This window comes from Pseudomonas sp. S2_F03 (assembly GCF_054668335.1).
On record NZ_CP162759.1, the window covers coordinates 5,167,108 to 5,193,667 of the forward strand.

Annotated in this window: 17 protein-coding genes, 5 tRNA genes and 4 pseudogenes; 18 read left to right on the plus strand and 8 right to left on the minus strand. The window is 59.5% G+C overall.

Annotated elements, in window-relative coordinates; all coding sequences use genetic code 11:
- Nucleotides 1-334 precede the first annotated feature (334 nt).
- Entirely contained in the window at nucleotides 335-1,681 is a 1,347-nt protein-coding gene (locus AB4N76_RS24110; protein WP_046026911.1) for a tyrosine-type recombinase/integrase, read from the minus strand.
- 162 nt (nucleotides 1,682-1,843) lie between these two features.
- Nucleotides 1,844-1,919: transfer RNA gene (locus tag AB4N76_RS24115), tRNA-Asn, on the minus strand.
- A gap of 227 nt (nucleotides 1,920-2,146) precedes the next feature.
- Here AB4N76_RS24115 and AB4N76_RS24120 point away from each other — a divergent pair.
- On the plus strand, nucleotides 2,147-2,377 hold the full coding sequence (locus AB4N76_RS24120) for a hypothetical protein (protein WP_046027137.1): 231 nt from the start codon (nucleotides 2,147-2,149) through the stop codon (nucleotides 2,375-2,377).
- On the opposite strand, the gene AB4N76_RS24125 is transcribed toward AB4N76_RS24120, so the two are convergent.
- Nucleotides 2,374-2,574 carry a hypothetical protein gene (locus AB4N76_RS24125; RefSeq protein ID WP_077430544.1) on the minus strand — a complete coding sequence of 67 codons (201 nt, stop codon included), beginning with the start codon at nucleotides 2,572-2,574 and terminating at the stop codon, nucleotides 2,374-2,376. The two genes, AB4N76_RS24120 and AB4N76_RS24125, sit on opposite strands and share 4 nt — an antisense overlap.
- 237 nt (nucleotides 2,575-2,811) lie before the next feature.
- Nucleotides 2,812-4,006: pseudogene (locus AB4N76_RS24130) on the minus strand (amino acid aminotransferase).
- A 337-nt stretch (nucleotides 4,007-4,343) separates the two neighbouring features.
- On the opposite strand from AB4N76_RS24130, the gene uvrB reads away from it, so the two are divergent.
- A complete protein-coding gene (uvrB, locus tag AB4N76_RS24135; RefSeq protein ID WP_046026909.1) occupies nucleotides 4,344-6,359 on the plus strand; it encodes an excinuclease ABC subunit UvrB in 2,016 nt (671 codons plus the stop codon).
- A 91-nt stretch (nucleotides 6,360-6,450) separates the two neighbouring features.
- On the opposite strand, the gene AB4N76_RS24140 is transcribed toward uvrB, so the two are convergent.
- Nucleotides 6,451-8,001 carry an MDR family MFS transporter gene (locus AB4N76_RS24140; protein WP_046026908.1) on the minus strand — a complete coding sequence of 517 codons (1,551 nt, stop codon included), beginning with the start codon at nucleotides 7,999-8,001 and terminating at the stop codon, nucleotides 6,451-6,453.
- The gene (locus AB4N76_RS24145; protein ID WP_077430542.1) at nucleotides 7,991-9,040 is read right to left on the minus strand and encodes an HlyD family secretion protein; all 1,050 of its coding nucleotides are present in this window, start codon (nucleotides 9,038-9,040) and stop codon (nucleotides 7,991-7,993) included. The genes AB4N76_RS24140 and AB4N76_RS24145 overlap by 11 nt, the downstream gene beginning before the upstream one ends.
- A gap of 220 nt (nucleotides 9,041-9,260) precedes the next feature.
- Here AB4N76_RS24145 and gltX point away from each other — a divergent pair, with 220 nt between their 5' ends.
- From gltX to AB4N76_RS24195, 10 genes are all read left to right on the plus strand, one after another.
- The gene (gene gltX / locus AB4N76_RS24150; protein ID WP_008037650.1) at nucleotides 9,261-10,742 is read left to right on the plus strand and encodes a glutamate--tRNA ligase; all 1,482 of its coding nucleotides are present in this window, start codon (nucleotides 9,261-9,263) and stop codon (nucleotides 10,740-10,742) included.
- A 284-nt stretch (nucleotides 10,743-11,026) separates the two neighbouring features.
- Nucleotides 11,027-11,102, plus strand: a tRNA-Ala gene (locus tag AB4N76_RS24155).
- Between the two features lie 79 nt (nucleotides 11,103-11,181).
- Nucleotides 11,182-11,257 (plus strand) — tRNA-Glu (locus AB4N76_RS24160).
- A 52-nt stretch (nucleotides 11,258-11,309) separates the two neighbouring features.
- Nucleotides 11,310-11,385: transfer RNA gene (locus AB4N76_RS24165), tRNA-Ala, on the plus strand.
- Nucleotides 11,386-11,465: 80 nt separating this feature from the next.
- Nucleotides 11,466-11,541 (plus strand) — tRNA-Glu (locus tag AB4N76_RS24170).
- A 185-nt stretch (nucleotides 11,542-11,726) separates the two neighbouring features.
- Nucleotides 11,727-12,266 (plus strand): TetR/AcrR family transcriptional regulator, encoded by a 540-nt coding sequence (locus AB4N76_RS24175; protein WP_046026906.1) that lies wholly within the window; start codon nucleotides 11,727-11,729, stop codon nucleotides 12,264-12,266.
- Between the two features lie 29 nt (nucleotides 12,267-12,295).
- Nucleotides 12,296-13,129, plus strand: a complete 834-nt coding sequence (locus AB4N76_RS24180) for an alpha/beta fold hydrolase (RefSeq protein ID WP_046026905.1) — start codon at nucleotides 12,296-12,298, stop codon at nucleotides 13,127-13,129.
- A 48-nt stretch (nucleotides 13,130-13,177) separates the two neighbouring features.
- Nucleotides 13,178-13,615 (plus strand): acyl-CoA thioesterase, encoded by a 438-nt coding sequence (locus tag AB4N76_RS24185; RefSeq protein WP_077430540.1) that lies wholly within the window; start codon nucleotides 13,178-13,180, stop codon nucleotides 13,613-13,615.
- A 205-nt stretch (nucleotides 13,616-13,820) separates the two neighbouring features.
- On the plus strand, nucleotides 13,821-14,780 hold the full coding sequence (locus AB4N76_RS24190) for a tRNA dihydrouridine synthase (protein ID WP_046026903.1): 960 nt from the start codon (nucleotides 13,821-13,823) through the stop codon (nucleotides 14,778-14,780).
- Nucleotides 14,781-14,898: 118 nt separating this feature from the next.
- Complete coding sequence (locus AB4N76_RS24195; protein ID WP_046026902.1) at nucleotides 14,899-15,345, plus strand: Hsp20 family protein; 447 nt, start codon at nucleotides 14,899-14,901, stop codon at nucleotides 15,343-15,345.
- Between the two features lie 53 nt (nucleotides 15,346-15,398).
- On the opposite strand, the gene AB4N76_RS24200 is transcribed toward AB4N76_RS24195, so the two are convergent.
- Nucleotides 15,399-18,677, minus strand: a complete 3,279-nt coding sequence (locus tag AB4N76_RS24200) for a sensor domain-containing protein (protein WP_460163611.1) — start codon at nucleotides 18,675-18,677, stop codon at nucleotides 15,399-15,401.
- Between the two features lie 69 nt (nucleotides 18,678-18,746).
- A pseudogene (locus tag AB4N76_RS24205) lies at nucleotides 18,747-19,635 on the minus strand (LysR family transcriptional regulator).
- 154 nt (nucleotides 19,636-19,789) lie between these two features.
- On the opposite strand from AB4N76_RS24205, the gene leuC reads away from it, so the two are divergent.
- From leuC to AB4N76_RS24235, 6 genes and pseudogenes are all read left to right on the plus strand, one after another.
- Nucleotides 19,790-21,208 (plus strand): 3-isopropylmalate dehydratase large subunit, encoded by a 1,419-nt coding sequence (leuC, locus tag AB4N76_RS24210; protein ID WP_046026899.1) that lies wholly within the window; start codon nucleotides 19,790-19,792, stop codon nucleotides 21,206-21,208.
- Between the two features lie 10 nt (nucleotides 21,209-21,218).
- Nucleotides 21,219-21,863 carry a 3-isopropylmalate dehydratase small subunit gene (gene leuD / locus AB4N76_RS24215; protein ID WP_046026898.1) on the plus strand — a complete coding sequence of 215 codons (645 nt, stop codon included), beginning with the start codon at nucleotides 21,219-21,221 and terminating at the stop codon, nucleotides 21,861-21,863.
- Nucleotides 21,864-22,018: 155 nt separating this feature from the next.
- Nucleotides 22,019-22,786 (plus strand): class I SAM-dependent methyltransferase, encoded by a 768-nt coding sequence (locus tag AB4N76_RS24220; protein ID WP_460163612.1) that lies wholly within the window; start codon nucleotides 22,019-22,021, stop codon nucleotides 22,784-22,786.
- Nucleotides 22,787-22,854: 68 nt separating this feature from the next.
- Nucleotides 22,855-23,934: pseudogene (gene leuB, locus AB4N76_RS24225) on the plus strand (3-isopropylmalate dehydrogenase); the annotation flags it as partial.
- A 68-nt stretch (nucleotides 23,935-24,002) separates the two neighbouring features.
- The gene (gene asd / locus AB4N76_RS24230; RefSeq protein WP_460163613.1) at nucleotides 24,003-25,115 is read left to right on the plus strand and encodes an aspartate-semialdehyde dehydrogenase; all 1,113 of its coding nucleotides are present in this window, start codon (nucleotides 24,003-24,005) and stop codon (nucleotides 25,113-25,115) included.
- 237 nt (nucleotides 25,116-25,352) lie between these two features.
- A pseudogene (locus AB4N76_RS24235) lies at nucleotides 25,353-26,364 on the plus strand (aspartate-semialdehyde dehydrogenase).
- Nucleotides 26,365-26,560: the final 196 nt, after the last annotated feature.

A 26,560-nucleotide genomic window follows, 5' to 3' on the forward strand; every position in this document is an offset into this window, starting at 1 on the left:
AAAGTAGGCATCCATCACATCGCTGTGACTGTGCGAGCCGCCGGACGCTAATCGCACTTTGGGAGAACCACCACGGTGTGGCGTAGCCTTAAAGGTTCTGGCTACCTGGGTTGCTGTCAACGACAGCGCTTTGCCCGAACTTTTCTACGCCTGTGAAGAGTTCGGGTCAATGCTCGAATTTTTGGGAGTTCTGCGGCTGTGGATGAAATTATCCACTAATGGAAAACCGTGGTTTTCCACAGATAGTTGCGTTGGCTTTAGATTTTTAAGTGAGGTCCATGCAAGCAGGGCGGCTTTGCAGCCCTGCTTGCGTGGACCCGCGTGGACAAGCGGATCACTGAGATATGAGGACCGAGCGCTTACTCAGTGCGCCACGTTTTGCTTTTAGGCGAGTGACATTCGCACCCGTCTGATTGGCGAATTCGCGTGGGCTGACATGCTTCTGCTGATTAGCCTCAAGGTAGCGACTCCACCAGTTCATGATCAGCCTGCGCTCCTCGATGAACTCGGCCTTGTGGATGTAAGCGGCGCGGACGCTGTTGCGTTCCTTGTGGCTCATCTGCCGCTCGATGGCTGTATCCATCCACAAGCCTGACTCGATTAGTGCGCTGCAGGCCATGGAACGAAACCCATGCCCACAGATCTCGGATTTGGTGTCGTACCCCATCTTCCGAAGCGCGCTGTTCACCGTGTTTTCGGACATTGGTTTCCAAGATTTGGTATCGCCTGCGAACACCAAATCAAATTTGCCTGTGATTGCGTGGATCTGCTCGAGTAGGGCGATCGCTTGCGGCGATAAGGGTACAAGATGGATATCGCCTGCGATCTTCGTACCCCTTGTGGAAAAGGGTACGCCTTCCAACGCTGGTCGCGTGTCGGGTATTTCCCAGACGCAACGTTTGAGGTCGAACTCGCTCCAGCGCGCGAAGCGCAGCTCGCTGGAGCGTACAAACACGTGCAGCGACAGCAAGACCGTCAGCCGGGTAAGTGCGCGGCCTTTATAGGTGTCGATCCGTTCCTGCAATTCAGGCAAGCGCGATAAGGATAAGGCGGGGCGGTGGACGACCCGCGAGGCTTTGATCGAGCCTACGAGGTCGTAAGCAGGGTTTACGGTGATAAGCCGGAGGCGCTTTGCCTCGCGCATGATGCTCTGCAGGTAGTTTTGTACCCTTAAAGCAACGTCTATCGTTCCGCGCTTCTTGATCACGTCCAAGGGCCGCATAAGGTCGTGGGTGTCGAGGTCGACAATGGCGCGAGCGCCGATCAGCGGGAAGAGGTGAGTTTTGAGGCGACTCATCACTGTCTTGGAATAGTCCGGTGCCCACTTGGCTGACATTTCCGTGTGCCAGCCGAGGGCAACGCTTTCAAAGGTGCGGCCTTTGATCAGAGCGTCCGTCTTGGCTTGGTTCTTGGCTCCTATAGGGTCAATGCCATCCGCCAGCATTCGCTTGACCTCCAAGCGCTTGCGGCGCGCATCCGCGAGGCCAACGATGGGATAGTTGCCGAATGAGGTCAGTCCTTCCCGGCCATCAGGTTTGACGTATCTGAGACGCCAGCCTTTTCGGCCATTGAGTTGGACTAGAAGGTAAAGGCCGTCGCCGTCGAAAAGCTTGTAGGCGCGGTCTGTGGGCTTGGCCGAACGGCAAGCGGCGTCGGAGAGTGGAGCAGTAGTACGCGACATAAGGGTACTCCCTTTTATCGAACTGACCTTTATCCCAAACTCTACCCTTAAAATGGCTGGTATCCACCGGAATCCGACAGAACGCCAAAACGAAAAAACCCGCCAGAAGGCGGGTTTTTCGGGGGTTTCAGAGATTTTAAAAGCCTTCTCTGGAACCTTGTATGGCTCCACGACCTGGACTCGAACCAGGGACCCAGTGATTAACAGTCACTTGCTCTACCAACTGAGCTATCGCGGAATGGCGCCTATGTTACTGATTCAAAAAGAGAAGTCAAGCGTCTGATAGCAACTTGACCGATTCGTCGGGACAGACGGCGGTTAATCGGTCGTGGGCGGTTACCAGAATCGTTTCAGGGGTCTACCATGGCCGCCCGGAAGTGGTCACACGCGCTGCCGGCCATTCGCCGAAAAGGTACGCGCCATGAACCATTCAATCCTTACACCTCTCAACAACGGGGTGTTCGCATGAGCATCGCTCAGATCAGCTTGCCCAAAGGGGTTGGCCCGCACGCCGAAAAACTGTTCGACGCAATCACTCAGGCCAGCAACGCCGAGGAGTTGAACCGTGCTGGCGGCAAGGCCGAAGGGTTTGTTCTGGGGCTTGAAAGCACCAAGGCCATCAAGAGTCAGGTGGCGGAATCGCTCTACGTCGCCTATGACGACGCCGCCAGTCAGCGTGCCACCGAACTGGCTTAACCGCCGAAGGTAAGGGTGCCGAGCATCAGTTTGGCATAGAGCATCGTGGCGCCCAGTTGCACCAGCCACAAGGCCAGGCCGCCAAGAAATACGCCCGCTGCGACTTGCAGCACCAGGTTGTTGCCGCGTTTGGCTGGGGTGCGAGGCACGAAGTGGTCCAGCTCATCGCGGTCAGCGCGTAGGTCATCGTTTTTCATGGGGTTCTCGCAAGAATTCTCGTGTTTACTCATAACTTGTGGGAGCCGGGCTTGCCCGCGATAGCGGTCGATCAGCCAACATCAATGTTGAATATGATGGCCTCATCGCGGGTAAGCCCGGCTCCCACAATGGGATGGTGTGCAGTCTAGAGGGCTTGGCCGTCGGGTCGAGAGATATCTGCAACCCATAAAAAAACGGGAAGCCATAAGGCTTCCCGTTTTCAATCACGCGACGACTCAGATCACCTGAACGATGGCCTTGGTCACCACGTCGATATTGCTCTGGTTCAACGCAGCCACACAGATGCGGCCGGTGTCCAGGGCGTAGATGCCGAACTCGGTGCGCAGGCGGGTGACTTGCTCAACCGTCAGGCCGGAGTAAGAGAACATGCCACGCTGGCGGCCCACAAAGCTGAAATCGCGCTGAGGCGCGTTTTTTGCCAGGGTGTCGACCATCTGGATGCGCATGCCGCGAATCCGCAGGCGCATTTCAGCCAGTTCTTCTTCCCACTGGGCGCGCAATACCGGGCTGTTCAGCACAGCGGCGACGATGCTTGCACCGTGGGTTGGCGGGTTGGAGTAGTTGGTACGGATGACGCGTTTGACTTGCGACAGTACGCGCGCGCTTTCTTCTTTGGACTCGCTGACGATCGACAGCGCACCAACGCGCTCGCCGTACAGCGAGAACGATTTGGAGAACGAGCTGGATACGAAGAACGTCAGACCCGATTCGGCGAACAGGCGCACAGCGGCGGCGTCTTCGTCGATGCCATCGCCGAAACCTTGATAGGCCATGTCGAGGAACGGTACGTGACCCTTGGCTTTGACGACTTGCAGCACGTTGTTCCAGTCGGCAGGGCTCAGGTCCACGCCGGTCGGGTTGTGGCAGCAGGCGTGCAGCACAACGATCGAGCCGTTTGGCAGGGCGTTCAGGTCTTCCAGCAGGCCGGCACGATTAACGTCGTGGGTCGCGGCATCGTAGTAGCGGTAGTTCTGTACCGGGAAGCCGGCGGTCTCGAACAGTGCGCGGTGGTTTTCCCAGCTTGGGTCGCTGATTGCCACAACGGCGTTCGGCAGCAGTTTCTTGAGGAAGTCGGCACCGATTTTCAGTGCGCCAGTGCCGCCCACCGCTTGGGTGGTGATGACGCGGCCAGCGGCGATCAGTGGCGAGTCGTTGCCGAACAGCAGTTTCTGCACTGCCTGGTCGTAGGCAGCGATACCGTCGATTGGCAGGTAGCCGCGGGAAGCGTGTTGAGCGGCGCGAATCGTCTCGGCTTCGACAACGGCGCGCAGGGTGGAATTCGCCCTCCTCGTTGCAGTAAACACCGACCCCCAGGTTGACCTTGTTGGTACGGGTATCGGCGTTGAATGCTTCGTTGAGGCCCAGGATTGGATCGCGTGGTGCCATTTCGACAGCGGAGAACAGGCTCATTTTTGCGGCGGCTCTGAATGGAGAATGGAGGGACGTGTCGCGCTCCAGCCGAATGCACTAGAGCGGTGCACAAACGGGGAGCTAGTATAGAGGCCATCTGCGATCGATGGCGACAGACGATTGGGCTTTTCCGTTAAGTTTTTCCGATTATTTTCCGACCGTTAGTCGAATGCTGACGTCAAACGATTCGCCGGATGTAGGACGTTTGCCTTGAAAGAGCAGGCAATCGACTCCACATTGAGCACAATCCAGTTTTTCCTCGGGCGGTTTTAGCCGTTTGCGGTCTTTTTCGTTGCTGTCCCATTTGACCGGGCAGGCGCGAATCCAGGGGTATTGAATGTCTGAATTCCAGCTAGTCACCCGCTTCGAGCCCGCCGGCGATCAGCCAGAAGCCATCCGCCTGATGGTCGAGGGCATCGAAGCCGGGCTGGCGCACCAGACGTTGCTCGGTGTGACCGGCTCCGGCAAGACCTTCAGTATCGCCAACGTGATTGCACAAGTGCAGCGTCCGACCCTGGTGCTGGCGCCGAACAAGACCCTGGCCGCGCAGTTGTACGGCGAGTTCAAGGCGTTCTTCCCGAACAACGCGGTGGAGTACTTCGTTTCCTACTACGACTACTACCAGCCCGAAGCCTACGTGCCGTCGTCCGATACCTTCATTGAGAAAGACGCCTCGATCAACGACCACATCGAGCAGATGCGCCTGTCCGCAACCAAGGCGTTGCTGGAGCGCAAAGACGCGATCATCGTCACCACCGTGTCGTGCATCTACGGCCTGGGTAGCCCGGAGACCTATCTGAAGATGGTGTTGCACGTGGATCGCGGCGACAAACTCGATCAGCGTGCGTTGCTGCGTCGCCTGGCGGACCTGCAATACACCCGCAACGACATGGACTTCGCTCGTGCGACTTTTCGGGTGCGTGGCGATGTGATTGATATCCACCCGGCGGAATCCGATTTCGAAGCGATCCGCATCGAACTGTTCGATGACGAGGTCGAGAGCCTGTCGGCGTTCGATCCGCTGACCGGCGAAGTGATCCGCAAGCTGCCGCGATTTACCTTCTATCCGAAAAGCCACTACGTGACGCCGCGTGAAACCCTGCTGGGCGCCGTCGAAGGGATCAAGGTCGAGTTGCAGGAACGCCTCGATTATCTGCGCACCAACAACAAACTGGTTGAGGCCCAGCGTCTGGAGCAGCGCACCCGCTTCGACTTGGAGATGATCCTCGAACTGGGCTACTGCAACGGGATCGAAAACTACTCGCGCTACCTGTCCGGCCGTGAGTCCGGCCAGGCGCCGCCGACGTTGTTCGACTACCTGCCGGCTGACGCCTTGCTGGTGATCGACGAATCCCACGTCAGCGTGCCGCAGGTTGGCGCCATGTATAAGGGCGACCGCTCGCGTAAAGAGACGTTGGTGGAATACGGTTTCCGCCTGCCGTCGGCGCTGGATAACCGGCCGATGCGTTTCGACGAGTTCGAAAGCATCAGCCCGCAGACGATTTTCGTCTCGGCGACGCCGGGCAATTACGAAGCGGAGCATGCCGGCCGCGTCGTCGAGCAGTTGGTGCGTCCGACGGGGCTGGTTGATCCGCAAATCGAAATCCGCCCGGCGCTGACCCAGGTCGACGACCTGCTTTCGGAAATCACCAAGCGCGTTGCGCTCGAAGAGCGGGTTCTGGTCACGACCCTGACCAAACGCATGTCCGAAGACTTGACCGATTACCTGGCCGACCACGGCGTTCGCGTGCGTTATCTGCACTCTGACATCGACACGGTAGAGCGGGTCGAAATTATTCGTGATCTGCGCTTGGGCACCTTTGATGTGCTGGTGGGGATCAACCTGCTGCGTGAAGGCCTGGACATGCCGGAAGTGTCGCTGGTAGCGATTCTCGATGCGGACAAGGAGGGCTTCCTGCGCTCCGAGCGCTCGCTGATCCAGACCATCGGCCGGGCGGCACGTAACCTCAACGGCCGGGCGATTTTGTACGCCGACCGCATCACTGGCTCTATGGAGCGGGCGATTGGCGAAACCGAGCGGCGGCGCGACAAGCAGATCGCCTTCAACCTGGCCAACGGCATCACGCCCAAGGGCGTGTTCAAGGACGTCGCCGATATCATGGAAGGCGCCACCGTGCCGGGTTCGCGCAGCAAGAAGCGCAAGGGCATGGCCAAGGCTGCCGAGGAAAGCGCCAAGTACGAAGCGGAATTGCGCTCGCCGGGCGAGGTTGCCAAGCGTATCAAAGCCCTGGAAGAGAAGATGTATCAGCTCGCGCGTGACCTGGAGTTTGAAGCGGCGGCGCAGATGCGTGATGAGATTGGCAAGTTGCGGGAGCGGTTGATTACTGTCTGAGATTTGCGGTGCCTGTCAGGCCTCCATCGCGAGCAAGCTCGGCTCCTACATGTAGGAGCCGAGCTTGCTCGCGATAGGGGCGTACTCGGTCTTAGTGTGCTTCCCCAGCCTTAATCCCCTCTGGCAATTTCTTGGTCAACAAGATCGCCAGCATGCTCACCCCCAGCGCAATCCCGACAAAGTGAAACGCATCGTTGTAGGCCATGATCGACGCCTGTTGGTGCGCAATCTCGCTGATTTTCGCCAGTGCCGCCGTCTCATTGCCTAGCCTGTCCGCCATCGACGACAGCCGCTCGGCCACCTGCGCATTGCTCGGCACAATGGCTTCGCGCAAATAATCAAAATACGTCTTGGTTCGCGCATCCAGCAGGGTGGCGAGGAGGGCGATGCCAATCGCGCCGCCGAGATTGCGCAGGATGTTGAACAGGCTCGACGCCGACCCCGCGTCCTGCGGCAAGATATACGCGGTGGCGATCAGCGAGATGGTGACCATGATCAGCGGCTGGCCCAGCGCGCGGATGATCTGGATCTGATTGAACTGTGGCCCGGCAAAGTCCGGGTTCAGCACTCCCGATGAAAAACTCGCCAGCCCGAACAACCCGAATCCCAGGGTGCACAGCCACTTTGGCGAAATGTACTTCATCAACTTGGGCACTAGCGGAATCAAAAACAGCTGCGGCACGCCCATCCACATGATCACTTCGCCGATCTGCAGGGCGTTGTAGTTCTGGATCTGCGCCAGATACAACGGCAACAGATAAATCGAGCCGTACAACCCGACCCCCATCCCCAGGCTGGAAATACTCGACAGGCCAAAGTTGCGATTGCGCAGGATGCCGAGGTTGATCAGCGGGTTGGGTTTGGAAAACTGCACGATCACAAAGGTGATCAGGCTGATCAGTGCGATGCTGCCCAGGGTTACGATCAGGTTCGATTCCAGCCAGTCCTTGCGATGGCCTTCCTCCAGAAACACCTGCAAACAACCGAGTCCGACGCCAAGGGTGAGAATGCCCATGTAATCGGTGCTTTTGAGCAGCTCCCAGTGCGCTTCCTTCTTTTCGAGGCCATACATCAGGCCGGCGATCATGATCAGGCCCGGCGGCACGTTGATGTAGAAGATGTATTCCCAGCCCCAATTCTCGGTCAGCCAGCCGCCCAGCGTCGGGCCGATGGAGGGCGCGAAGGTGGCGGTCATGGCGAACATGGCCATGCCCTTGGCGCGGTGATGTTCCGGAAGTTTGATCAGCGTCAGGGTGAACGCCAGCGGGATCAGCGCGCCGCCGGTAAAGCCTTGCATGGCGCGGAAGACGATCATGCTTTCCAGGCTCCACGCCATGGAACACAGCAGCGAGGAGGCGAGGAATCCCAGTGAAACCCACACCGCCAGTCGCCGCGCCGAGAGCAATTGCACCAGCCAGGCGGTCAGCGGAATCATGATGATTTCCGCCACCAGGTACGAGGTGGAAATCCACGAACCTTCCTCAAGGGTGGCCGACAGGGCGCCCTGAATGTCTTTGAGCGAGGAGTTGGTGATCTGGATGTCAAGTACGGCCATGAAGGCGCCGAGCATCACGCTCATGACTGCGATCCAGTCCCGCCGGGTCGGTTCGCCGACCGGGCGGATCAGTTGATCACCGGCCATCGCCAGGGGCGTCTTTGATGTTCACTTTGGCGGTGACAGACATGCCCGGGCGGATCTTCCCTTGCAGCGGATTGTCCGCGGCGAAGGTCAGTTTGACCGGAATCCGTTGGACGACTTTGGTGAAGTTGCCCGTGGCATTGTCCGGTGGCAACAGGCTGAACTGCGCGCCCGAAGCGGCGAACAGGCTGTCGACTCGCGCCTTGATCGGTGTGTCGCTGTAGGCGTCGAAAATCAGTTCGGCGCTCTGGCCAGGCACCATGTGGCCGATCTGGGTTTCCTTGAAGTTGGCTTGAATCCAGATGTCCTGGTCCGGGACGATCGACAGCAAATACGCGCCGGCCTGCACCACCTGGCCTTCGCGGGCAGCGCGCTGGCCGATCAGGCCGCTGATGGGTGCGTGGATTTCGCTGCGGGTCAGGTTCAGTTCGGCTTGCGCCAGGTCGGCCTTGGCGTTGGCGATCTGCGCGTCAAGACGTTTGATCTCAGCGGTCAGGGCGTTGACCTGCTGGCGTTGGCTCTGGGCGTCCGCCTGAGCCTTGACGACCTGCGAGCGCGCGATGTGGTTATCGGCGGACAGGGTGGTCACCCGTTCTTCGGAAATAAAACCGGGTTTGCGCAGGGTTTGGGCGCGAGTCAAATCGATGAGCGACCGGCCGAGGCTCGCCTGGCTGGACGCGACTTGCGCTTCACTGGCCGCGATCAGGCTCGATTGTTGGGTCAGCTTGCTTTGGGCTTGCAGGCGTTCGGCCTCGCGAGTGGCGAGGGCAGCGCTGGCACGGTCAACGGCGAGGTGGAAGTCGGCGCCTTCAAGCTTGACCAGCAACTGGCCTTTTTCGACATGCTGGTTGTCGTGTACCAAGACTTGGTCGATGCGCGCGCTCAACTGGCTTGAGACGCGGGTAATCTCGCCCTGGACATAGGCGTTATCGGTGCTTTCATAAAATCGCCCCTTGAAGAACCACTGGGCAAAGAAGGCCCCGGCAATCAGCAGGACGAGCAACAAGAAAATAAACAGGCGACGCTTGAGTTGGGCAGGCATGGGGCAGACTGTAGTCGAGAAATTGTAAGGAAAGTTATCAGCAGGTGAATCTGTCATACAGCCGACAAGCGGTAAATGCCATCGGTTGATATTCGGCCATTCACCACGCCATACGCGCTCTGTAGACGCAAACTTGGCTTAAATGCCCTGTTCACTGGAGCGGGGCGGGTATCGCCTGTTACCATTCGCCCTTTGTTTTATCTTCATTTCGAGACTTGCCATGACCACCGTCCGCACGCGCATCGCGCCATCGCCTACCGGGGACCCCCACGTAGGTACCGCTTACATCGCTTTGTTCAACTACTGCTTTGCCAAGCAGCATGGCGGTGAGTTCATCCTGCGGATTGAAGACACCGACCAGTTGCGTTCGACCCGCGAGTCCGAACAGCAGATTTTCGACGCCCTGCGCTGGTTGGGCATCGACTGGAGCGAAGGCCCGGACGTCGGTGGCCCGCACGGTCCCTACCGTCAGAGCGAGCGCGGCGATATCTACCAGAAGTATTGCCAGCAACTGGTTGAAATGGGTCATGCCTTCCCGTGCTTCTGCACCGCCGAAGAGCTGGACCAGATGCGCGCCGAGCAAATGGCACGCGGCGAAACCCCGCGTTACGACGGCCGTGCGCTGTTGCTGTCCAAGGAAGAAGTCGCCCGTCGCCTGGCGGCAGGCGAGCCGCACGTCATCCGCATGAAAGTGCCGAGCGAAGGCGTGTGCGTGGTGCCGGACATGCTGCGTGGCGATGTCGAGATCCCGTGGGATCGCATGGACATGCAAGTGCTGATGAAGACCGACGGCCTGCCGACGTACTTCCTGGCCAACGTGGTCGACGACCACCTGATGGGTATCACCCACGTGCTGCGCGGCGAAGAATGGCTCCCGTCGGCGCCGAAACTGATCCTGCTTTACGAGTACTTCGGCTGGGAACAACCGGAGTTGTGCTACATGCCGCTGTTGCGTAACCCGGACAAGAGCAAGCTGTCCAAGCGCAAGAACCCGACCTCGGTGACGTTCTACGAGCGCATGGGCTTCATGCCGGAAGCGATGCTCAACTATCTGGGCCGCATGGGTTGGTCGATGCCGGACGAGCGCGAGAAGTTCTCGCTGCAGGAAATGGTCGACAACTTCGACTTGAGCCGAGTCTCGCTGGGCGGGCCGATTTTCGACATCGAGAAGCTGTCCTGGCTCAACGGCCAATGGCTGCGTGATCTGCCGGTGGAAGAGTTCGCCTCGCGCCTGCAGACCTGGGCGCTGAACCCGGAATACATGATGAAGATCGCGCCGCACGTTCAGGGCCGCGTTGAAACCTTCAGCCAGGTGGCTCCGCTCGCCGGTTTCTTCTTTGCCGGCGGCGTGAATCCGGATGCCAAATTGTTCGAATCCAAGAAGCTTTCGGGCGATCAGGTGCGTCAGTTGATGCAGTTGATCCTGTGGAAGCTGGAAAGCCTGCGTCAGTGGGAAAAGGACAGCATCACCGCGACGATTCAGGCAGTGGTCGAATCGCTGGAATTGAAGCTGCGTGACGCCATGCCGCTGATGTTTGCCGCGATCACTGGCCAGGCCAGCTCGGTGTCGGTGCTGGATGCGATGGAAATCCTCGGTCCGGACCTGACCCGTTTCCGTCTGCGCCAGGCAATTGACTTGTTGGGCGGCGTGTCGAAGAAAGAAAACAAGGAATGGGAAAAACTCTTGGGCAACATCGCCTGATCCACTCCGTTCCCGTGTAGCAGCTGCCGAAGGCTGCGTTGGGCTGCGCAGCGGCCCTTTGTGGCCGCTACACATTCTGTCTGAAAGGGCAGGGTGGCCGAATCGCGAGTGCTGCGCACTCGAACGCAGCCTGCGGCAGCTGCTACAGGGACGGATCTGGCCTCGGATTTACGGGGTTCGGCGGTAAGTGATTGTTATGTCGGCAAAAAACTTTGAAATATTTTAAAAATAAGTTTGACAGCTTTTCGATCCGCCATTAAGATTCGCCCCGTCCTCAGCGATGAGGGGCTATAGCTCAGCTGGGAGAGCGCTTGCATGGCATGCAAGAGGTCGACGGTTCGATCCCGTCTAGCTCCACCAATTTACACTTCAAGGTCTGGCCACACCGGCCTTGAAGCGATCAACACTCAGCGTTGATCTGTTGTATAGAAGGGTTTGCGTCCCCTTCGTCTAGTGGCCTAGGACACCGCCCTTTCACGGCGGTAACAGGGGTTCGAGTCCCCTAGGGGACGCCAGTTTTACAGAAGCAGTGTCGCAAGATGCTGCTCCGCCGCCAGGCGATAAATCGGGGCTATAGCTCAGCTGGGAGAGCGCTTGCATGGCATGCAAGAGGTCAACGGTTCGATCCCGTTTAGCTCCACCAATTTTACAGTTCAAGGTCTGGCCACGCAGACTTTGAATCGATCAGCTCTCAGCACTGATCAGTTGTATAGAAGGTTTTGCGTCCCCTTCGTCTAGTGGCCTAGGACACCGCCCTTTCACGGCGGTAACAGGGGTTCGAGTCCCCTAGGGGACGCCACGATTACCCGCTCTGCGGGATTTTTATAAGGGTCATTCAATTATTGAATGGCCCTTTTGTTTGTCTGGCGTTTGGCCAAATCCCCCTAATTCTTTCAAACTGTTCTTCAGACCAGCGGTCACATCCACGACTTGCGTAAAATTATTATGAGAATAATATTCTAGTCGTAATATTCGGAGGCAACGATGAACGATAAAAAAGCACAAACCCGCGAACGCATCCTCAAGGCTGCCAGTGCAGCGCTGATCCAGCGCGGCCCGGCAGAGCCGAGCGTGGGCGAAGTCATGGGCGCAGCCGGCCTGACCGTCGGCGGCTTCTACGCCCACTTCGAAAGCAAGGACGCCATGATGCTGGAGGCCTTCAAGCAATTGCTGGGTCACCGTCGTGACCTGATTGCTGACATGGACGCCCAGTTGACTGGCGAAGAGCGTCGCGCGTTGGTGGCGGCTTTTTACCTGTCACGCAAACACCGTGATTCCTCCGAGTCGGCGTGCCCGATTCCGGCTTCTGTTGGTGAACTGGGGCGGCTGCCGGACGCGTTTCGTGTCGCACTCAATGAGCATGTGGAAATGATGGTCGCGCAGTTGGCGGCCAGCCCGGAAGACACCGACAAGGCCCTGGCTGACATGGCGTTGATGGTGGGTGGTCTGGCTCTGGCGCGGGCGCTGGGGCCGGGAGAGTTGTCCGATCGATTACTGCGCGCCGCCAAATCTGCGGTGCAGTGACCTGAAGGCTGCGGCCTGGGGAGAATGCGATGAGCACGTTGAAGTGGGTTCGTGGCGTTAATGGCACCTTGGGCTGGTTCGCCCCGAAACTGGTCGCGAGTAAAATGCGACTGGCATTCATGACGCCGCGAGAACTGCCGCCGCGTGATTGGGAGCTGCCGTTGCTGGCGAAGTCCGAACGCATCACGCTGCGTTTCGGCCTTTCGGCGCTGCGCTGGGGGCAAGGCCCTGCGGTGTTGTTGATGCACGGTTGGGAAGGTCGGCCGACGCAGTTCGCCAGCCTCATCACCGCGCTGGTGGAGGCCGGTTACACCGTGGTCGCCCTCGACGGCCCGGCGCATGGTCGCTCACCCGGTGAAGAAGCCAACGTCGTTCTGTTCGCCCGGGCCATGCTGGAAGCCGCTGCCGAACTGCCCCCGCTGCAAGCGGTCATTGGTCATTCGATGGGGGGCGCCAGTGCCATGCTCGCCGTGCAGTTGGGCCTGCGTACCGAAACCCTGGTGACTATCGCTGCTCCGGCGCGAATTCTCGGGGTGCTGCGCGGTTTCGCCAAGTACGTACGACTGCCCCCCAAAGCCCGCTCGGCATTTATTCGTCAGGTTGAGAAAGATGTGGGCATGCGCGCTGCGGCACTGGATGTGGCGCACTATCAACTCGACATGCCCGGTCTGATCGTCCATGCCGAGGATGACTGCTACGTTTCGGTCAAGGAATCCCAGCTGATCCACGAAGCCTGGTTCGACAGCCGCTTGTTGCGTCTGCAAGAGGGTGGCCATCAGCGGGTGCTGGCCGATCCTCGGGTCATTGATGGCGTGCTATCACTGTTGGCCGGTCGCAGTCTGCAATCGCGCCAATCGGCGTAGGCATCCGTTACACTGCCCCGGTGGACATTATCTGACCGGGAGTGGGGCATGAGTTGGGATCGGGCAACGCCATTTATCATTGATCTGCAAGTAGGCGCCGAGGACATCGACGGGCTGGGTCACGCCAATAATGCGGTGTACGTGACGTGGCTCGAGCGCTGTGCCTGGCGCCACTCGCAGCGTCTGGGCCTTGATCTGGTCGAGTACCGGCGGCTGGACAGGGCAATGGCGGTCGTGAGGCACGAGATCGATTACCTGGCCGCGGCCTATGAGGATGACGAATTGCAGTTGGCGACCTGGATCGTCGATTGGGATCAGCGCCTTAAAATGACCCGACACTTCCAGTTGAAGCGCCCGAGCGACAACACCACCTTGCTGCGGGCTCAAACCACCTTCGTCTGCATCGAGCTGTCGACCGGCAAGCCCAAGCGCATGCCGGCCGAGTTCATCGAGGGCTACGGCCCGGCGCTGGCAGTCGCGATCTAACCTGTCTTCGCTGGCCTCATCGCGGGCAAGCCCGGCTCCCACAGGGTTCGGTGCTGGGCACAGATTTGTGTACGACGCTAACCCTGTGGGAGCCGGGCTTGCCCGCGATGGCGTCTGCACAATCGTCACCGTCCGGTCTGACGAAATACCTTCTGCGCGCCGAAACCAGTAAACTGCCGCACGTTTTTCGTCGAGTGTGTTTTTCATGCAAATTGCTTTGGCGCCCATGGAGGGGTTGGTCGACAACATCCTGCGGGACGTGCTGACCCGTGTGGGCGGTATTGATTGGTGCGTGACCGAGTTCATCCGGATCAACGATCAACTGCTCACGCCTGCCTACTACCACAAGTTCGGCCCTGAACTGCTGACCGGTGCCCGCACCGCCTCCGGCGTGCCGCTGCGCGTGCAACTGCTGGGTTCCGATCCGGTGTGCCTGGCCGAAAACGCCGCGCTGGCGTGTGAACTGGGTTCTGAAGTCATCGACCTGAACTTCGGTTGCCCGGCGAAGACAGTCAACAAGTCTCGCGGCGGCGCGGTGCTGCTCAAAGAGCCTGAACTGCTCAACGAAATCGTCGAACACGTGCGTCGTGCGGTGCCTGCGCACATCCCGGTGACCGCCAAGATGCGCCTTGGTTTCGATAGCCCGGACGGCTCGCTGGTGTGTGCCACAGCCCTGGCCGAAGGCGGCGCGGCGCATATCGTGGTGCATGCCAGGACCAAAACCGATGGCTACAAACCACCGGCGCACTGGGAGTGGATCCCGCGAGTGCAAGAGGTGGTCAAGGTGCCGGTGTTTGCCAATGGCGACATCTGGAGTGTCGAAGACTGGCGTCGTTGCCGCGAAATCAGCGGCGTGGAAGACATCATGCTCGGTCGCGGCCTGGTCTCGCGTCCGGACCTGGCCCGGCAAATCGCGGCGGCACGCGCCGGTGAAGCCGTCGTCGAGATGACCTGGGCCGAGCTGTTACCACTGATCCAAGACTTCTGGCTGCAAGCTAAGGCGCAGATGACTCCCCGCCAATCCCCCGGTCGCTTGAAGCAGTGGCTGGCCATGTTGACGCGCAATTATCCGGAAGCCGTCGAGCTGTTTACTGTCCTGCGTCGCGAGACCGAACTGGATCAGGTCAGCCGTTTGTTGGGCCTGAGACTCCCGGAAGCGGCCTGAAAAAATCTCGAAATAATCTCTTGAAATGCAATCAGCGGTCCCTATCTAAGGGTTACGCGATGCCGAATTCGGGTCGCGGAGACAAAAACCTTGCTGATGTTTTCAGGAGATTTGAACCATGACTACTGCATTTTCCCTGGCCCCACTGTTCCGTTCCTCGGTGGGTTTCGACCGTTTCAACGACCTGTTTGAAACCGCCCTGCGTAATGAGCCAGGCAGCACCTACCCACCTTACAACGTGGAAAAACACGGTGATGACCAATACCGCATCGTCGTCGCCGCCGCCGGTTTCCAGGAAGAAGACCTGGACCTGCAAGTCGAGAAAGGTGTGCTGACCATCAGTGGTGGCAAACGTGACGCGAGCGAAGGCGTGACCTTCCTGCACCAAGGCATCGCCCAGCGTGCGTTCAAGCTGTCGTTCCGCCTGGCGGATCACATCGAGATCAAAGCCGCTGACCTGCGTAACGGTCTGTTGAGCATTGATCTGTTGCGCATCGTTCCAGAAGAGGCGAAAGCCAAGCGCATCCCGATCAACGGGACGCAAAAACCGGCTCTGCAGCACTAAGGCAGAGTAATGAAAAGGGCGCCATCGGCGCCCTTTTTTGTGTTTGTGTCCCGTCATTTCAGGAGCTTCTGCAACGCCTCTGCCGGCAACGGCCGACTGTGCAAATACCCTTGGTAAAAATGGCAGCCCAGTCCCTGTAAAAACTCCAATTGCTCCGCCGTCTCCACCCCTTCGGCAATCACCTTCAACTCCAGGCTACGCGCCATGGCGACGATGGCGCGGATGATTTCGGCGTCGTTGGGGTCGGTCGTGGCATCGCGGATGAACGACTGATCGATTTTCAGGGTGTCGACCGGCAAGCGCTTGAGATAGGTCAGTGAGGAGTAGCCGGTGCCGAAGTCGTCCATCGCGAAACTCACGCCGAGCTTTTTCAGGCGACGCATTTTACTGATGGTGTCTTCCAGGTTCTGGATGACGATGCCTTCAGTGATTTCCAGTTTCAGCAGCGAGCAGGGCAGGCCGTGGCTGGTAAGGCTGTGTTCGATGCGTTCGACGAAGTCGTTTTGGCGGAATTGTCTTGGGCTGATGTTCACGCACAGGCTGAAGCGGAGCGGGTTGACCAGGCCTTTGTCGACCAGTTTTTTAAAGTCTCTGCACACTTCGTCGACAATCCAGGTGCCGACTTCAAGAATCAGGCCGCTGTCTTCCAGCACCTTGATGAACTCGGCAGGTGCCTGTGCGCCGAGTTCCGGGTGGTCCCAGCGCACCAGTGCCTCGGCGCCGACAATGCGATTGCCCCGGGCGTCGATCTGGGGTTGGTAATGCACATGGAATTCGCCCCGGGAAAGGGCCAGACGCAGGTCGGTTTCCATGCGCAGGCGTTCGCTGGCGGCCTTCTGCATGGTGTTGTGATACATCTGCGTGGTGTTGCGACCCGAATCCTTGGCGCGGTACAGCGCAATGTCGGCGCGTTTAAGCAAATCGGTCGGGGTCGAGCCGTGGTCGGGGATCAGTGCGATGCCGATGCTCGGCGTCACCTGCAGGCGCTGGCCATCAAGGAACATCGGTTCCGACAACAATTCTCGCAAGGTGTCGGCCAATTCCCGTACCTGGGTGCTGACTTCGTTGCGCGAACCTTCCAGGCCGCTGAGCAACACCACGAATTCATCACCGCCGAGCCGCGCCACGGTGTCTTCCATGCGCACGCTGGCTTCGAGTCGCGCGGTGATGATTTTCAGCACCGTATCGCCGACCGGGTGACCGAGAGAGTCGTTGATGTGCTTGAAGTGATCGAGGTCGAGAAACAGCAGCGCACCGCGCAGGTTGTGGCGCTTGAGCAGGGCGATCTGCTGGCTCAGGCGGTCCATCAGCAGGGCGCGGTTGGGCAGGTTGGTCAAGGGGTCGTGGTAGGCCAGGTGACGGATCTGCGCTTCGGCGTTTTTCAGCAGGCTGACGTCGCGGGCGGTCAGCAGCAGGCAGGCGGTTTCGTTGAGGGTGATGGGTTCGACCGAAACTCTCGACGGTGAGCAACTCTCCGCGCTTGTTGCGTCCGAGCATTTCCTGGTGATGCACGCGGCCCTTGATCTGTAGCTCGGCGAGCAGCGCCGCACGTTGTTCTCTTCGGCCCAGATGCCCACCTCATACACCGTACGGCCGATGACCTCTTGCGCGCGATAGCCGGTCAGGCGGCAGAAACCGTCGTTGACCTCCAGGTAGCGCCCGGTGTCGCGTTCGGTAATGGTGATGGCGTCGGGGCTTGAATGAAACGCCTTGGCAAACTTCTCTTCACTGGCCTTCAGCGCCGCTTCAGAGCGTTGTTGCTGGGTGATATCACGCAAGGTGGTGACGATGCAGGGTTCTTCGCCAACGTTGATCTGGCGGCTGGAAATCACGCAGGTCAGGGATTGCCCGTCCTTGTGCTGGGCGACGATGGCGACATTGTTCAGTCCTTGTTCGCGGATGACCTGTTCGATCCGCTGCAGGCTTTTCGCCGAGGCGTCCCACAGGTCAATTTCGTCGGCGCTGCGGCCAATCACTTCGTCGGCACTCCAGCCAAAGGTCTGGGTGAAGCTGGAGTTGATCTCGATGAACTGGCCGGTGTCCTGGCGGGTCACGCAAATCGGATCCGGGCTGACCTGAAACAGCGTGGCGAATTTTTCTTCCGAGGCCACCAACCGCTGTTCGCGCTCCACCTGATCGGTGATGTCCAGCAGGGTGCCGGCCATGCGCAGCGGGACGCCGTTTTCATCGCGGTAGAGGCGGGCGCGGCTTTCCAGGTAGCGCGAACTGCCGTCCGGCAGTTGAACGCGGTAAGTCAGTTGATAATTGCCGGCCGGGCCTTCGCGCAGGCTGCGGTAGGCGTCGCGCATGGTGTCGCGCTCTTCGCCGGGCACACCTTCGAAAAACTCCTCGAACGACTCGTGGAAAGGTTTGGCTTCCAGGCCGTGCAATTGAGCGGCCCGCGCCGAACCGTAGAGCATGCCGCTGGGAATGTGCCAGTCCCAGGTGCCGAGTTGCGCCGAGTCCAGGGCGAGGTCGAGACGCTCCTGGCTGTCCTTGAGGGCTTGTTCGGCCACTTTGCGTTCGGTGGTGTCGAGGAAGGTGCTCAGCAGATAGGGCTGGCCTTCGAGTTCGACATTTTGCGCACTGAGGATGCCGTCGTGGATTTGCCCGTTGCTGGCGCGAAATTGCACCTCCATTCTGACCAGGTCGCCCTTGGCCTTGGTGGCTGCGACCAATTTGGCGCGTTGCTCCGGGTGCACCCAGAGGCCCAGATCCAGCGTGGTACGGCCTATCGCGTTTTGCACCGGCCAGCCGAACAGGCTTTCGAAATGCTGATTGGCTTCGGTGATCAAGCCGTCTTCCTGGCGGGTCAGCAACACCATGTTCGGACACAGGTGAAACAGCGTTGCGAAGCGTTTTTCCGAGCTGCTCAGGGCTTGTTCGCGCTGGCGCTGGTGGGTGATTTCGCGGATGACACCAATCATGCGCGGCCGGCCGTTTTTATCCGGCAGCAGGCTGCCGTTGATCTCCAGCCAGTGCAGGCTGCCGTCGGGCCAGCGGATGCGGTGATGCATCGCCTGCTCCAGCGGGGCTCCGGCAATCACCGCGTGGAAGGCGCGCACGGTTTTCGCCCGGTCTTCCGGCGGCAGCAAGTCGAGGTATTCCAGATCCTCTGGCAACGGCATGTGCGGGTCGAAGCCAAACAGCGCCTGAGTCCCGCGCGACCAACTGATCTGCCCACGTTCGATGTCCCAATACCAGGCCCCCAGACGCGCACCGTTGAGGGCGGCGAGCAATTGTGGCGCGCTTTCCCAGCTCAACTCGGACCGTTTGGGGTCTAGCGCCTGGATGCGGGGCATCGGCGGAATACGGTCAACAGACTTCGGCATTGGCAGCTGGCCTTGGGCGGAAATGGGCGTTAAGCGCAGGTATTCGTGACTCTACAGGAGTAGCACAGGTTAGCCTTGAGTCCCTGGCAAATCGATTTGTGCGTCCAGCAAAGCCATAAAAGCCCTTGCAGCATTCGATAGAGTCCGTTCAGTGTGCAAGATATAGCCTAGCTGGCGAGTCAGTTGTATGCCCGGTAAAGGTATTCGCGCAACCTGATCGTCCAGCATTGTGCGCGGTAATACGCTCCAGGCCAGGCCGATCGAGACCATCATCTTGATCGTTTCCAGGTAATTGGTACTCATGGCGATATTCGGTGTCAGGCCTTGCGCCTCGAACAGCCGCTGAACGATGTGATGAGTAAAGGTGTTACCACCGGGGAAGACTGCCGGGTGCAGGGCAATGTCGGCCAGGTTGACGGCGCCGTTGCTGATCAGCGAATGCTCCGGGGCGACCACGAAATCCAGCGGGTCGTCCCACACCGGCGTCGCCTTGACCAGTGTGCGGTTCCGGCGCCAGGGTAATGACCGCCAGTTCCGCACGGCCATGGAGAATTTCTTCGTAGGCCACTTCCGAATCGAGGAACTGAATATCCAGCGCGACTTGGGGGTAGCGCCGGGTGAACTCCCTTAATAAGGGCGGCAACCGGTGCAAGCCGATGTGGTGACTGGTGGCCAGGGTCAGGCGGCCGGACACCTCGCCCGTCAGGTTGGTCAGGGCGCGGCGGGTGTCGTCCAGCACATTGAGAATCTGGTAGGCCCGTGGCAGCAGGGCACGGCCGGCCTCGGTCAGGCCGACTTCGCGGCCCAGACGGTCAAACAGGCGCACCTTCAATTGCTGTTCCAGCCCGGCGATGCGTTTGCTGATGGCGGGTTGGGTCAGGTGCAGTCGTTCGCCGGCGCCGGAGAAGCTCCCGGTCTCGGCAATTGCGATAAAAGCATTGAGGTTGGCCAGATCCATCGTCGTATTCCAGTTGGTTATCCAAAGCATAAAAAATATGAATTTGAGTTATTTAATGTAACCCCCTAGGATCGACCTCACAAGCCAAGGGGTTATTGAACCGTGCAAAACCCAAGGCATAGAAAATAGTAAAAAGCTGATGAGGAACCGTCTGATGGCCGGCAAAACGCTTTACGACAAGCTCTGGGATTCCCATGAAGTGAAACGGCGCGACGATGGGTCGTCGCTGATCTACATCGACCGCCACATCATCCATGAAGTGACTTCGCCCCAAGCTTTCGAAGGCCTGCGCCTGGCCGGGCGCAAGCCTTGGCGAGTCGACTCGATCATCGCCACCCCGGACCACAACGTGCCGACCACCCCGGATCGCAAGGGCGGCATCGAAGCGATTACCGATCAGGTCTCGCGTTTGCAGGTTCAGACCCTCGATGACTACTGCGACGAATACGGCATCACCGAATTCAAGATGAATGACGTGCGTCAGGGCATCGTTCATGTGATCGGTCCGGAGCAGGGCGCAACCTTGCCGGGCATGACCGTAGTCTGCGGCGACTCGCACACCTCGACTCACGGTGCGTTTGGCGCTTTGGCGCACGGTATCGGTACTTCCGAGGTTGAACACGTGTTTGCGACGCAGTGCCTGGTCGCCAAGAAAATGAAGAACATGCTGGTCTCGGTCGAGGGCACATTGCCGTTCGGCGTGACCGCCAAGGACATCGTTCTCGCCGTGATCGGCCAGATCGGCACCGCCGGCGGCAACGGCCACGCTATCGAGTTCGCTGGCAGCGCGATTCGCGACCTGTCCGTCGAAGGCCGCATGACCATCTGCAACATGTCCATCGAGGCCGGCGCTCGTGTGGGGCTGGTGGCTGCGGACGAAAAAACCGTGGAATACGTCAAGGGCCGTCCATTCGCCCCGAAAGGCGCGGAATGGGATATGGCCGTCGAAGCCTGGAAAGATTTGGTCTCCGACGCTGACGCCGTATTCGACACCGTGGTCAAGCTCGACGCGACCCAGATCAAGCCACAAGTCAGCTGGGGCACCTCGCCCGAGATGGTCCTGGCGGTTGATCAGAACGTGCCGGACCCGGCGAAGGAAATGGACCTGGTCAAACGCGGTTCCATCGAGCGCGCGTTGAAGTACATGGGGTTGAGCGCCAATCAGGCGATCACCGACATTCAGTTGGATCGCGTATTTATCGGCTCTTGCACCAACTCGCGGATCGAAGACTTGCGTGCTGCTGCGGTGATCGCGAAGGGCCGCAAAGTCGCTTCGACGATCAAGCAGGCCATCGTTGTGCCGGGCTCGGGCCTGGTGAAGGCACAAGCAGAGGCGGAAGGCCTGGACAAGATTTTCCTCGAGGCCGGTTTCGAATGGCGCGAGCCGGGTTGCTCGATGTGCCTGGCGATGAACCCGGACCGTTTGGAGTCCGGCGAGCATTGCGCATCGACTTCCAACCGCAACTTCGAAGGGCGTCAGGGCGCCGGTGGCCGTACGCACCTGGTCAGCCCGGCCATGGCCGCGGCGGCTGCCGTCAACGGTCGTTTCATCGACGTTCGCGAACTGATCTGAGGAACCGCACATGAGAGCTTTTACCCAACACACCGGTTTGGTCGCGCCATTGGATCGAGCGAACGTCGATACCGACCAGATCATTCCGAAGCAGTTTCTGAAGTCGATCAAGCGCACCGGTTTTGGCCCGAACCTTTTTGATGAGTGGCGCTACCTGGACGTGGGGTATGCCTACCAGGACAACTCCAAGCGCCCGTTGAACAAGGATTTCGTGCTCAACGCCGAGCGTTATCAAGGCGCCAGCGTGTTGCTGGCCCGTGAGAACTTCGGTTGCGGCTCCAGCCGTGAACACGCGCCGTGGGCACTGGAAGAGTACGGTTTCCGCAGCATCATCGCGCCGAGCTACGCCGACATTTTCTACAACAACAGCTTCAAGAACGGCTTGCTGCCGATCATCCTGAGCGACGCTGAAGTGGATGAGCTGTTCCAGCAGGTCGAAGCCAATCCTGGCTATCAGTTGACGGTCGATCTGCAAGCCCAGACGGTGACCCGGCCGGACGGCAAGGTCTACAGCTTCGAACTGGACGAGTTTCGCAAGCATTGCCTGGTCAATGGCCTGGATGACATCGGCCTGACCTTGCAAGACCACGAAGCAATTGCGACGTTTGAGGCCAAGCATCGTGCGAGCCAGCCTTGGTTGTTTCGCGACGCGTAAGCAAGATTGGAATTGATGTAGTCAGGGCTGGCCTCATCGCGGGCAAGCCCGGCTCCTACAGGTTATGTGAGCGCCACAATCCCTGTAGGAACCGGGCTTGCTCGCGATGAGGCCCGAATAAACACCCCAAGACTCACCCCAAAAAGGAAGTCCCCATGACCAGCACCGCCCAACACAGTCAGGTTGTACAAAAGCAATTCGGTGAACAGGCTTCGGCCTACCTGAGCAGCGCCGTACACGCTCAAGGCGCTGAGTTCGCGTTGCTACAGGCCGAACTGGCAGGGCAGGGCAATGCCCGGGTGCTGGACCTGGGTTGCGGCGCCGGTCATGTGAGTTTTCACGTGGCGTCGCTGGTCAAGGAAGTGGTCGCCTACGACCTGTCGCAGCAGATGCTCGACGTGGTCGCTGCCGCTGCTGTTGATCGCGGCATCAGCAACATTTCCACGGTCAACGGCGCCGCCGAGCGTCTGCCGTTTGCCGATGGCGAGTTCGACTTCGTGTTCAGCCGTTATTCGGCGCACCACTGGAGCGATCTCGGTGTAGCCCTGCGCGAAGTTCGTCGGGTGCTGAAACCGGGTGGCGTGGCGGCGTTCATTGACGTGTTGTCACCGGGTAGCCCGCTGTTCGACACTTACCTGCAGAGCGTCGAAGTGCTGCGTGACACCAGCCATGTGCGCGATTATTCGGCCGGTGAGTGGTTGCGACAGGTCAGCGAGGCGGGGTTACACACGCGCAGCACCACGCGTCAGCGGCTGCGCCTGGAGTACACCTCCTGGGTTGAGCGCATGCGTACACCTGAAGTGATGCGCGCGGCGATCCGCGAATTGCAGCAGTCGATGGGCAACGAAGTACGTGAATATTTTGAGATAGAAGCCGATGGCTCGTTCAGTACTGATGTGCTGGTGCTGATGGCTGAACGATAAGCGCAGAGCGATAAGCATTTTCCGGGCGCGCTGATTGATGGCGCACCGACTGAAGACATGAGGAAAGCATGAGCAAGCAGATTCTGATTCTCCCAGGTGACGGTATTGGCCCGGAAATCATGGCCGAAGCGGTCAAGGTGCTGGAATTGGCCAGTGACAAGTTCGCCCTGGGCTTTGAACTGAGCCACGACGTGATCGGCGGCGCGGCCATCGACAAGCACGGCGTGCCTCTGGCCGACGAAACCCTGGAGCGCGCCCGCGCGGCCGACGCGGTACTGCTGGGCGCCGTGGGCGGCCCGAAATGGGACTCCATCGAGCGTGACATCCGCCCTGAGCGCGGCCTGCTGAAAATCCGTGCGCAACTGGGCCTGTTCGGCAACCTGCGTCCGGCGATCCTGTACCCGCAACTGGCCGAAGCTTCGAGCCTGAAGCCGGAAATCGTGGCGGGCCTGGACATCCTGATCGTCCGTGAACTGACCGGCGGTATCTACTTTGGCGCACCACGCGGTACCCGTACCCTGGAAAACGGCGAGCGTCAGTCCTACGACACCCTGCCGTACAGCGAAAGCGAAATCCGCCGCATCGCCCGTGTCGGTTTCGACATGGCCATGGTGCGCGGCAAGAAGCTGTGCTCGGTGGACAAGGCCAACGTATTGGCATCCAGCCAGCTGTGGCGTGAAATCGTCGAGGAAGTGGCCAAGGATTACCCGCAAGTCGAGCTGAGCCACATGTACGTCGACAACGCCGCCATGCAACTGGTGCGCGCACCGAAGCAGTTCGACGTGATCGTCACCGACAACATGTTCGGCGACATCCTGTCCGACCAGGCCTCGATGCTCACCGGTTCCATTGGCATGCTGCCGTCGGCGTCCCTGGACACCAACAACAAAGGTATGTACGAGCCGTGCCACGGTTCCGCGCCGGACATTGCGGGCAAGGGCATTGCCAACCCGTTGGCGACCATTTTGTCGGTGTCGATGATGCTGCGTTACAGCTTCAACCAGCAGTCGGCGGCCGATGCCATCGAGAAAGCCGTGAGCCTGGTGCTGGATCAAGGGCTGCGCACGGGTGACATCTGGTCGGCGGGTTGCACTAAAGTCGGTACGCAGGAAATGGGTGACGCAGTAGTCGCCGCGCTGCGGAATCTGTATCTCTCGGGCCCGCTGCCAAATTCAAGACAAAGCAGCGGCCCACATTTCAAGAAGGTGTAGTTGCGATGAAACGTGTAGGTCTGATCGGTTGGCGCGGTATGGTCGGTTCCGTGCTCATGCAGCGGATGCTGGAAGAGCAGGATTTCGATCTTATCGAGCCGGTGTTTTTCACCACTTCCAATGTTGGTGGCCAAGGCCCGTCCGTGGGTAAGGATATTGCTCCGCTCAAGGACGCTTACAGCATTGAAGAGCTGAAAACCCTCGACGTGATTCTGACTTGCCAGGGTGGCGACTACACCAGCGAAGTGTTCCTCAAGCTGCGCGAAGCCGGCTGGCAGGGTTACTGGATCGATGCCGCTTCCAGCCTGCGTATGCAGGATGATGCGGTCATCGTGCTGGACCCGGTCAACCGCAAGGTCATTGACCAGCAGTTGGACGCGGGCACCAAGAATTACATCGGCGGCAACTGCACCGTCAGTCTGATGCTGATGGGCCTGGGTGGCCTTTTTGAAGCCGGTCTGGTGGAGTGGATGAGCGCCATGACCTATCAGGCAGCCTCTGGTGCCGGCGCTCAGAACATGCGTGAACTGATCAAGCAAATGGGCGCGACCCACGCCGCTGTCGCCGATCAACTGGCCGACCCTGCCAGCGCGATCCTCGACATCGATCGTCGTGTCGCCGAAGCCATGCGCAGCGACGCGTACCCGACCGAGAACTTCGGCGTACCGCTGGCCGGCAGCCTGATCCCGTGGATCGACAAGGAACTGCCGAACGGCCAGAGCCGTGAAGAGTGGAAGGCCCAGGCCGAGACCAACAAGATTCTCGGTCGCTTCAAGAGTCCGATTCCGGTCGATGGCATCTGCGTGCGCATCGGCGCCATGCGCTGCCACAGCCAGGCGCTGACCATCAAACTGAACAAAGACGTACCGATCGCCGACATCGAAGGGCTGATCAGCCAGCACAACCCTTGGGTGAAACTGGTGCCGAACAACCGCGACATCAGCATGCAGGAGCTGAGCCCTACCAAGGTCACTGGCACCCTGAACGTGCCGGTTGGCCGTCTGCGCAAGCTGAACATGGGGTCGCAATTCGTCGGTGCCTTCACCGTTGGCGACCAACTGCTGTGGGGCGCGGCCGAACCGCTGCGCCGCATGCTGCGGATTCTGCTCGAGCGTTGATCGGTTGAAGCAATGAAACAACCCGCGCCTTGAAAGAGGCGCGGGTTTTTTGGTTATTGGGTGACTGTTAAGCCGCCATCGCGAGCAAGCTCGGCTCCTACAAGTGCGATACCAAACCTGTAGGAGCCGAGCTTGCTCGCGATGAGGCCGGAACAGGCACCGCAGATCCCAGCCGAATTGCCTGTACGTCACCCACCCGGTAAAGTGCCGCTCCCCCGTTTCGCCAGAGGTAGAACCATGACCCAGTCCTTTGATATCGCCGTGATCGGCGCCACCGGTACTGTCGGCGAAACGCTGGTGCAGATTCTTGAAGAGCGCGATTTTCCGGTCGGCAACCTGCACTTGCTGGCCAGCAGCGAATCCGCCGGGCACTCGGTGCCTTTTCGCGGCAAGAACGTGCGGGTGCGGGAAGTCGACGAATTCGATTTCAGCAAAGTCCAATTGGTGTTCTTCGCGGCCGGGCCGGCGGTGACGCTCAGCTTCGCCTCTCGCGCTAGCGCTGCCGGTTGCTCGTTGATCGACCTGTCCGGTGCGTTGCCGGCCGATCAAGCGCCGCAAGTGGTGCCGGAAGCCAATGCCGAGGTATTGGCCACCCTGAAAAAGCCATTCCAGGTCAGCAGCCCAAGCCCTTCGGCCACCACACTGGCCGTGGTGCTGGCGCCATTGCTCGACGTGATCGACCTGCAGCGGGTCAATCGTGACCGCCAGCCTGGCGGTCTCCGCTCAAGGCCGCGAAGCGGTAACAGAGCTGGCCCGGCAAACCGCCGAGTTGCTCAACGTGCGTCCGCTGGAGCCGACATTCTTTGATCGGCAGATGGCCTTCAACGTGTTGGCCCAGGTCGGCAAGCCGGATGAGCAAGGCCATACGCTGCTGGAAAAACGCCTGGTGCGTGAGTTGCGTCAGGTCATGGCGCTGCCTTTATTAAAGATTTCCGCCACTTGCATTCAAGCCCCGGTGTTTTTTGGCGATAGCTTTAGCGTGACCTTGCATTCCGCGAGCGCTGTCGACCTGACGAAAGTCAACGCAGCCCTTGAAGATGCACCGGGAATCGAGTTGGTAGAGGCGGGCGATTATCCGACTGCCGTGGGCGATGCGGTGGGGCAGGACGTGGTTTATGTCGGTCGGGTTCGCAGTGGAGTCGACGACCTGTCGGAACTTAATTTGTGGCTGACGTCAGATAACGTACGCAAAGGCGCTGCGCTCAATGCTGTGCAGGTGGCTGAATTGTTGATAAAAGACCAGCTGTAAAAGATACTTGGCAACAATTCGCAGAATGATTCTAGCCGAGCGCTATGCTTGGCCGCAGTGCTGAAAGAAAGCCTCCGTGCGGGGCTTTCCGGGGCAGACAAGAAATGATCGCGCGCGGTGACACTTCAGCGCTGCGCGCAACGCCTTACGGCAGCGACTATCAAGACCTTCTCGCTGGCCGAGGAATGTTCAAACA

Coding starts and splice junctions, on each gene's coding strand:
- AB4N76_RS24145 (WP_077430542.1), bottom strand. CDS start 9,040: ATGCCTGCCCAACTCAAGCGTCGCCTGTTTATTTTCTTGTTGCTCGTC.
- AB4N76_RS24200 (WP_460163611.1), bottom strand. CDS start 18,677: ATGCCGAAGTCTGTTGACCGTATTCCGCCGATGCCCCGCATCCAGGCG.
- AB4N76_RS24140 (WP_046026908.1), bottom strand. CDS start 8,001: ATGGCCGGTGATCAACTGATCCGCCCGGTCGGCGAACCGACCCGGCGG.
- AB4N76_RS24120 (WP_046027137.1), top strand. CDS start 2,147: ATGAGCATCGCTCAGATCAGCTTGCCCAAAGGGGTTGGCCCGCACGCC.
- AB4N76_RS24110 (WP_046026911.1), bottom strand. CDS start 1,681: ATGTCGCGTACTACTGCTCCACTCTCCGACGCCGCTTGCCGTTCGGCC.
- AB4N76_RS24180 (WP_046026905.1), top strand. CDS start 12,296: ATGAGCACGTTGAAGTGGGTTCGTGGCGTTAATGGCACCTTGGGCTGG.
- leuC (WP_046026899.1), top strand. CDS start 19,790: ATGGCCGGCAAAACGCTTTACGACAAGCTCTGGGATTCCCATGAAGTG.
- AB4N76_RS24185 (WP_077430540.1), top strand. CDS start 13,178: ATGAGTTGGGATCGGGCAACGCCATTTATCATTGATCTGCAAGTAGGC.
- AB4N76_RS24190 (WP_046026903.1), top strand. CDS start 13,821: ATGCAAATTGCTTTGGCGCCCATGGAGGGGTTGGTCGACAACATCCTG.
- AB4N76_RS24125 (WP_077430544.1), bottom strand. CDS start 2,574: ATGAAAAACGATGACCTACGCGCTGACCGCGATGAGCTGGACCACTTC.
- AB4N76_RS24195 (WP_046026902.1), top strand. CDS start 14,899: ATGACTACTGCATTTTCCCTGGCCCCACTGTTCCGTTCCTCGGTGGGT.
- AB4N76_RS24220 (WP_460163612.1), top strand. CDS start 22,019: ATGACCAGCACCGCCCAACACAGTCAGGTTGTACAAAAGCAATTCGGT.
- asd (WP_460163613.1), top strand. CDS start 24,003: ATGAAACGTGTAGGTCTGATCGGTTGGCGCGGTATGGTCGGTTCCGTG.
- AB4N76_RS24175 (WP_046026906.1), top strand. CDS start 11,727: ATGAACGATAAAAAAGCACAAACCCGCGAACGCATCCTCAAGGCTGCC.
- leuD (WP_046026898.1), top strand. CDS start 21,219: ATGAGAGCTTTTACCCAACACACCGGTTTGGTCGCGCCATTGGATCGA.
- gltX (WP_008037650.1), top strand. CDS start 9,261: ATGACCACCGTCCGCACGCGCATCGCGCCATCGCCTACCGGGGACCCC.
- uvrB (WP_046026909.1), top strand. CDS start 4,344: ATGTCTGAATTCCAGCTAGTCACCCGCTTCGAGCCCGCCGGCGATCAG.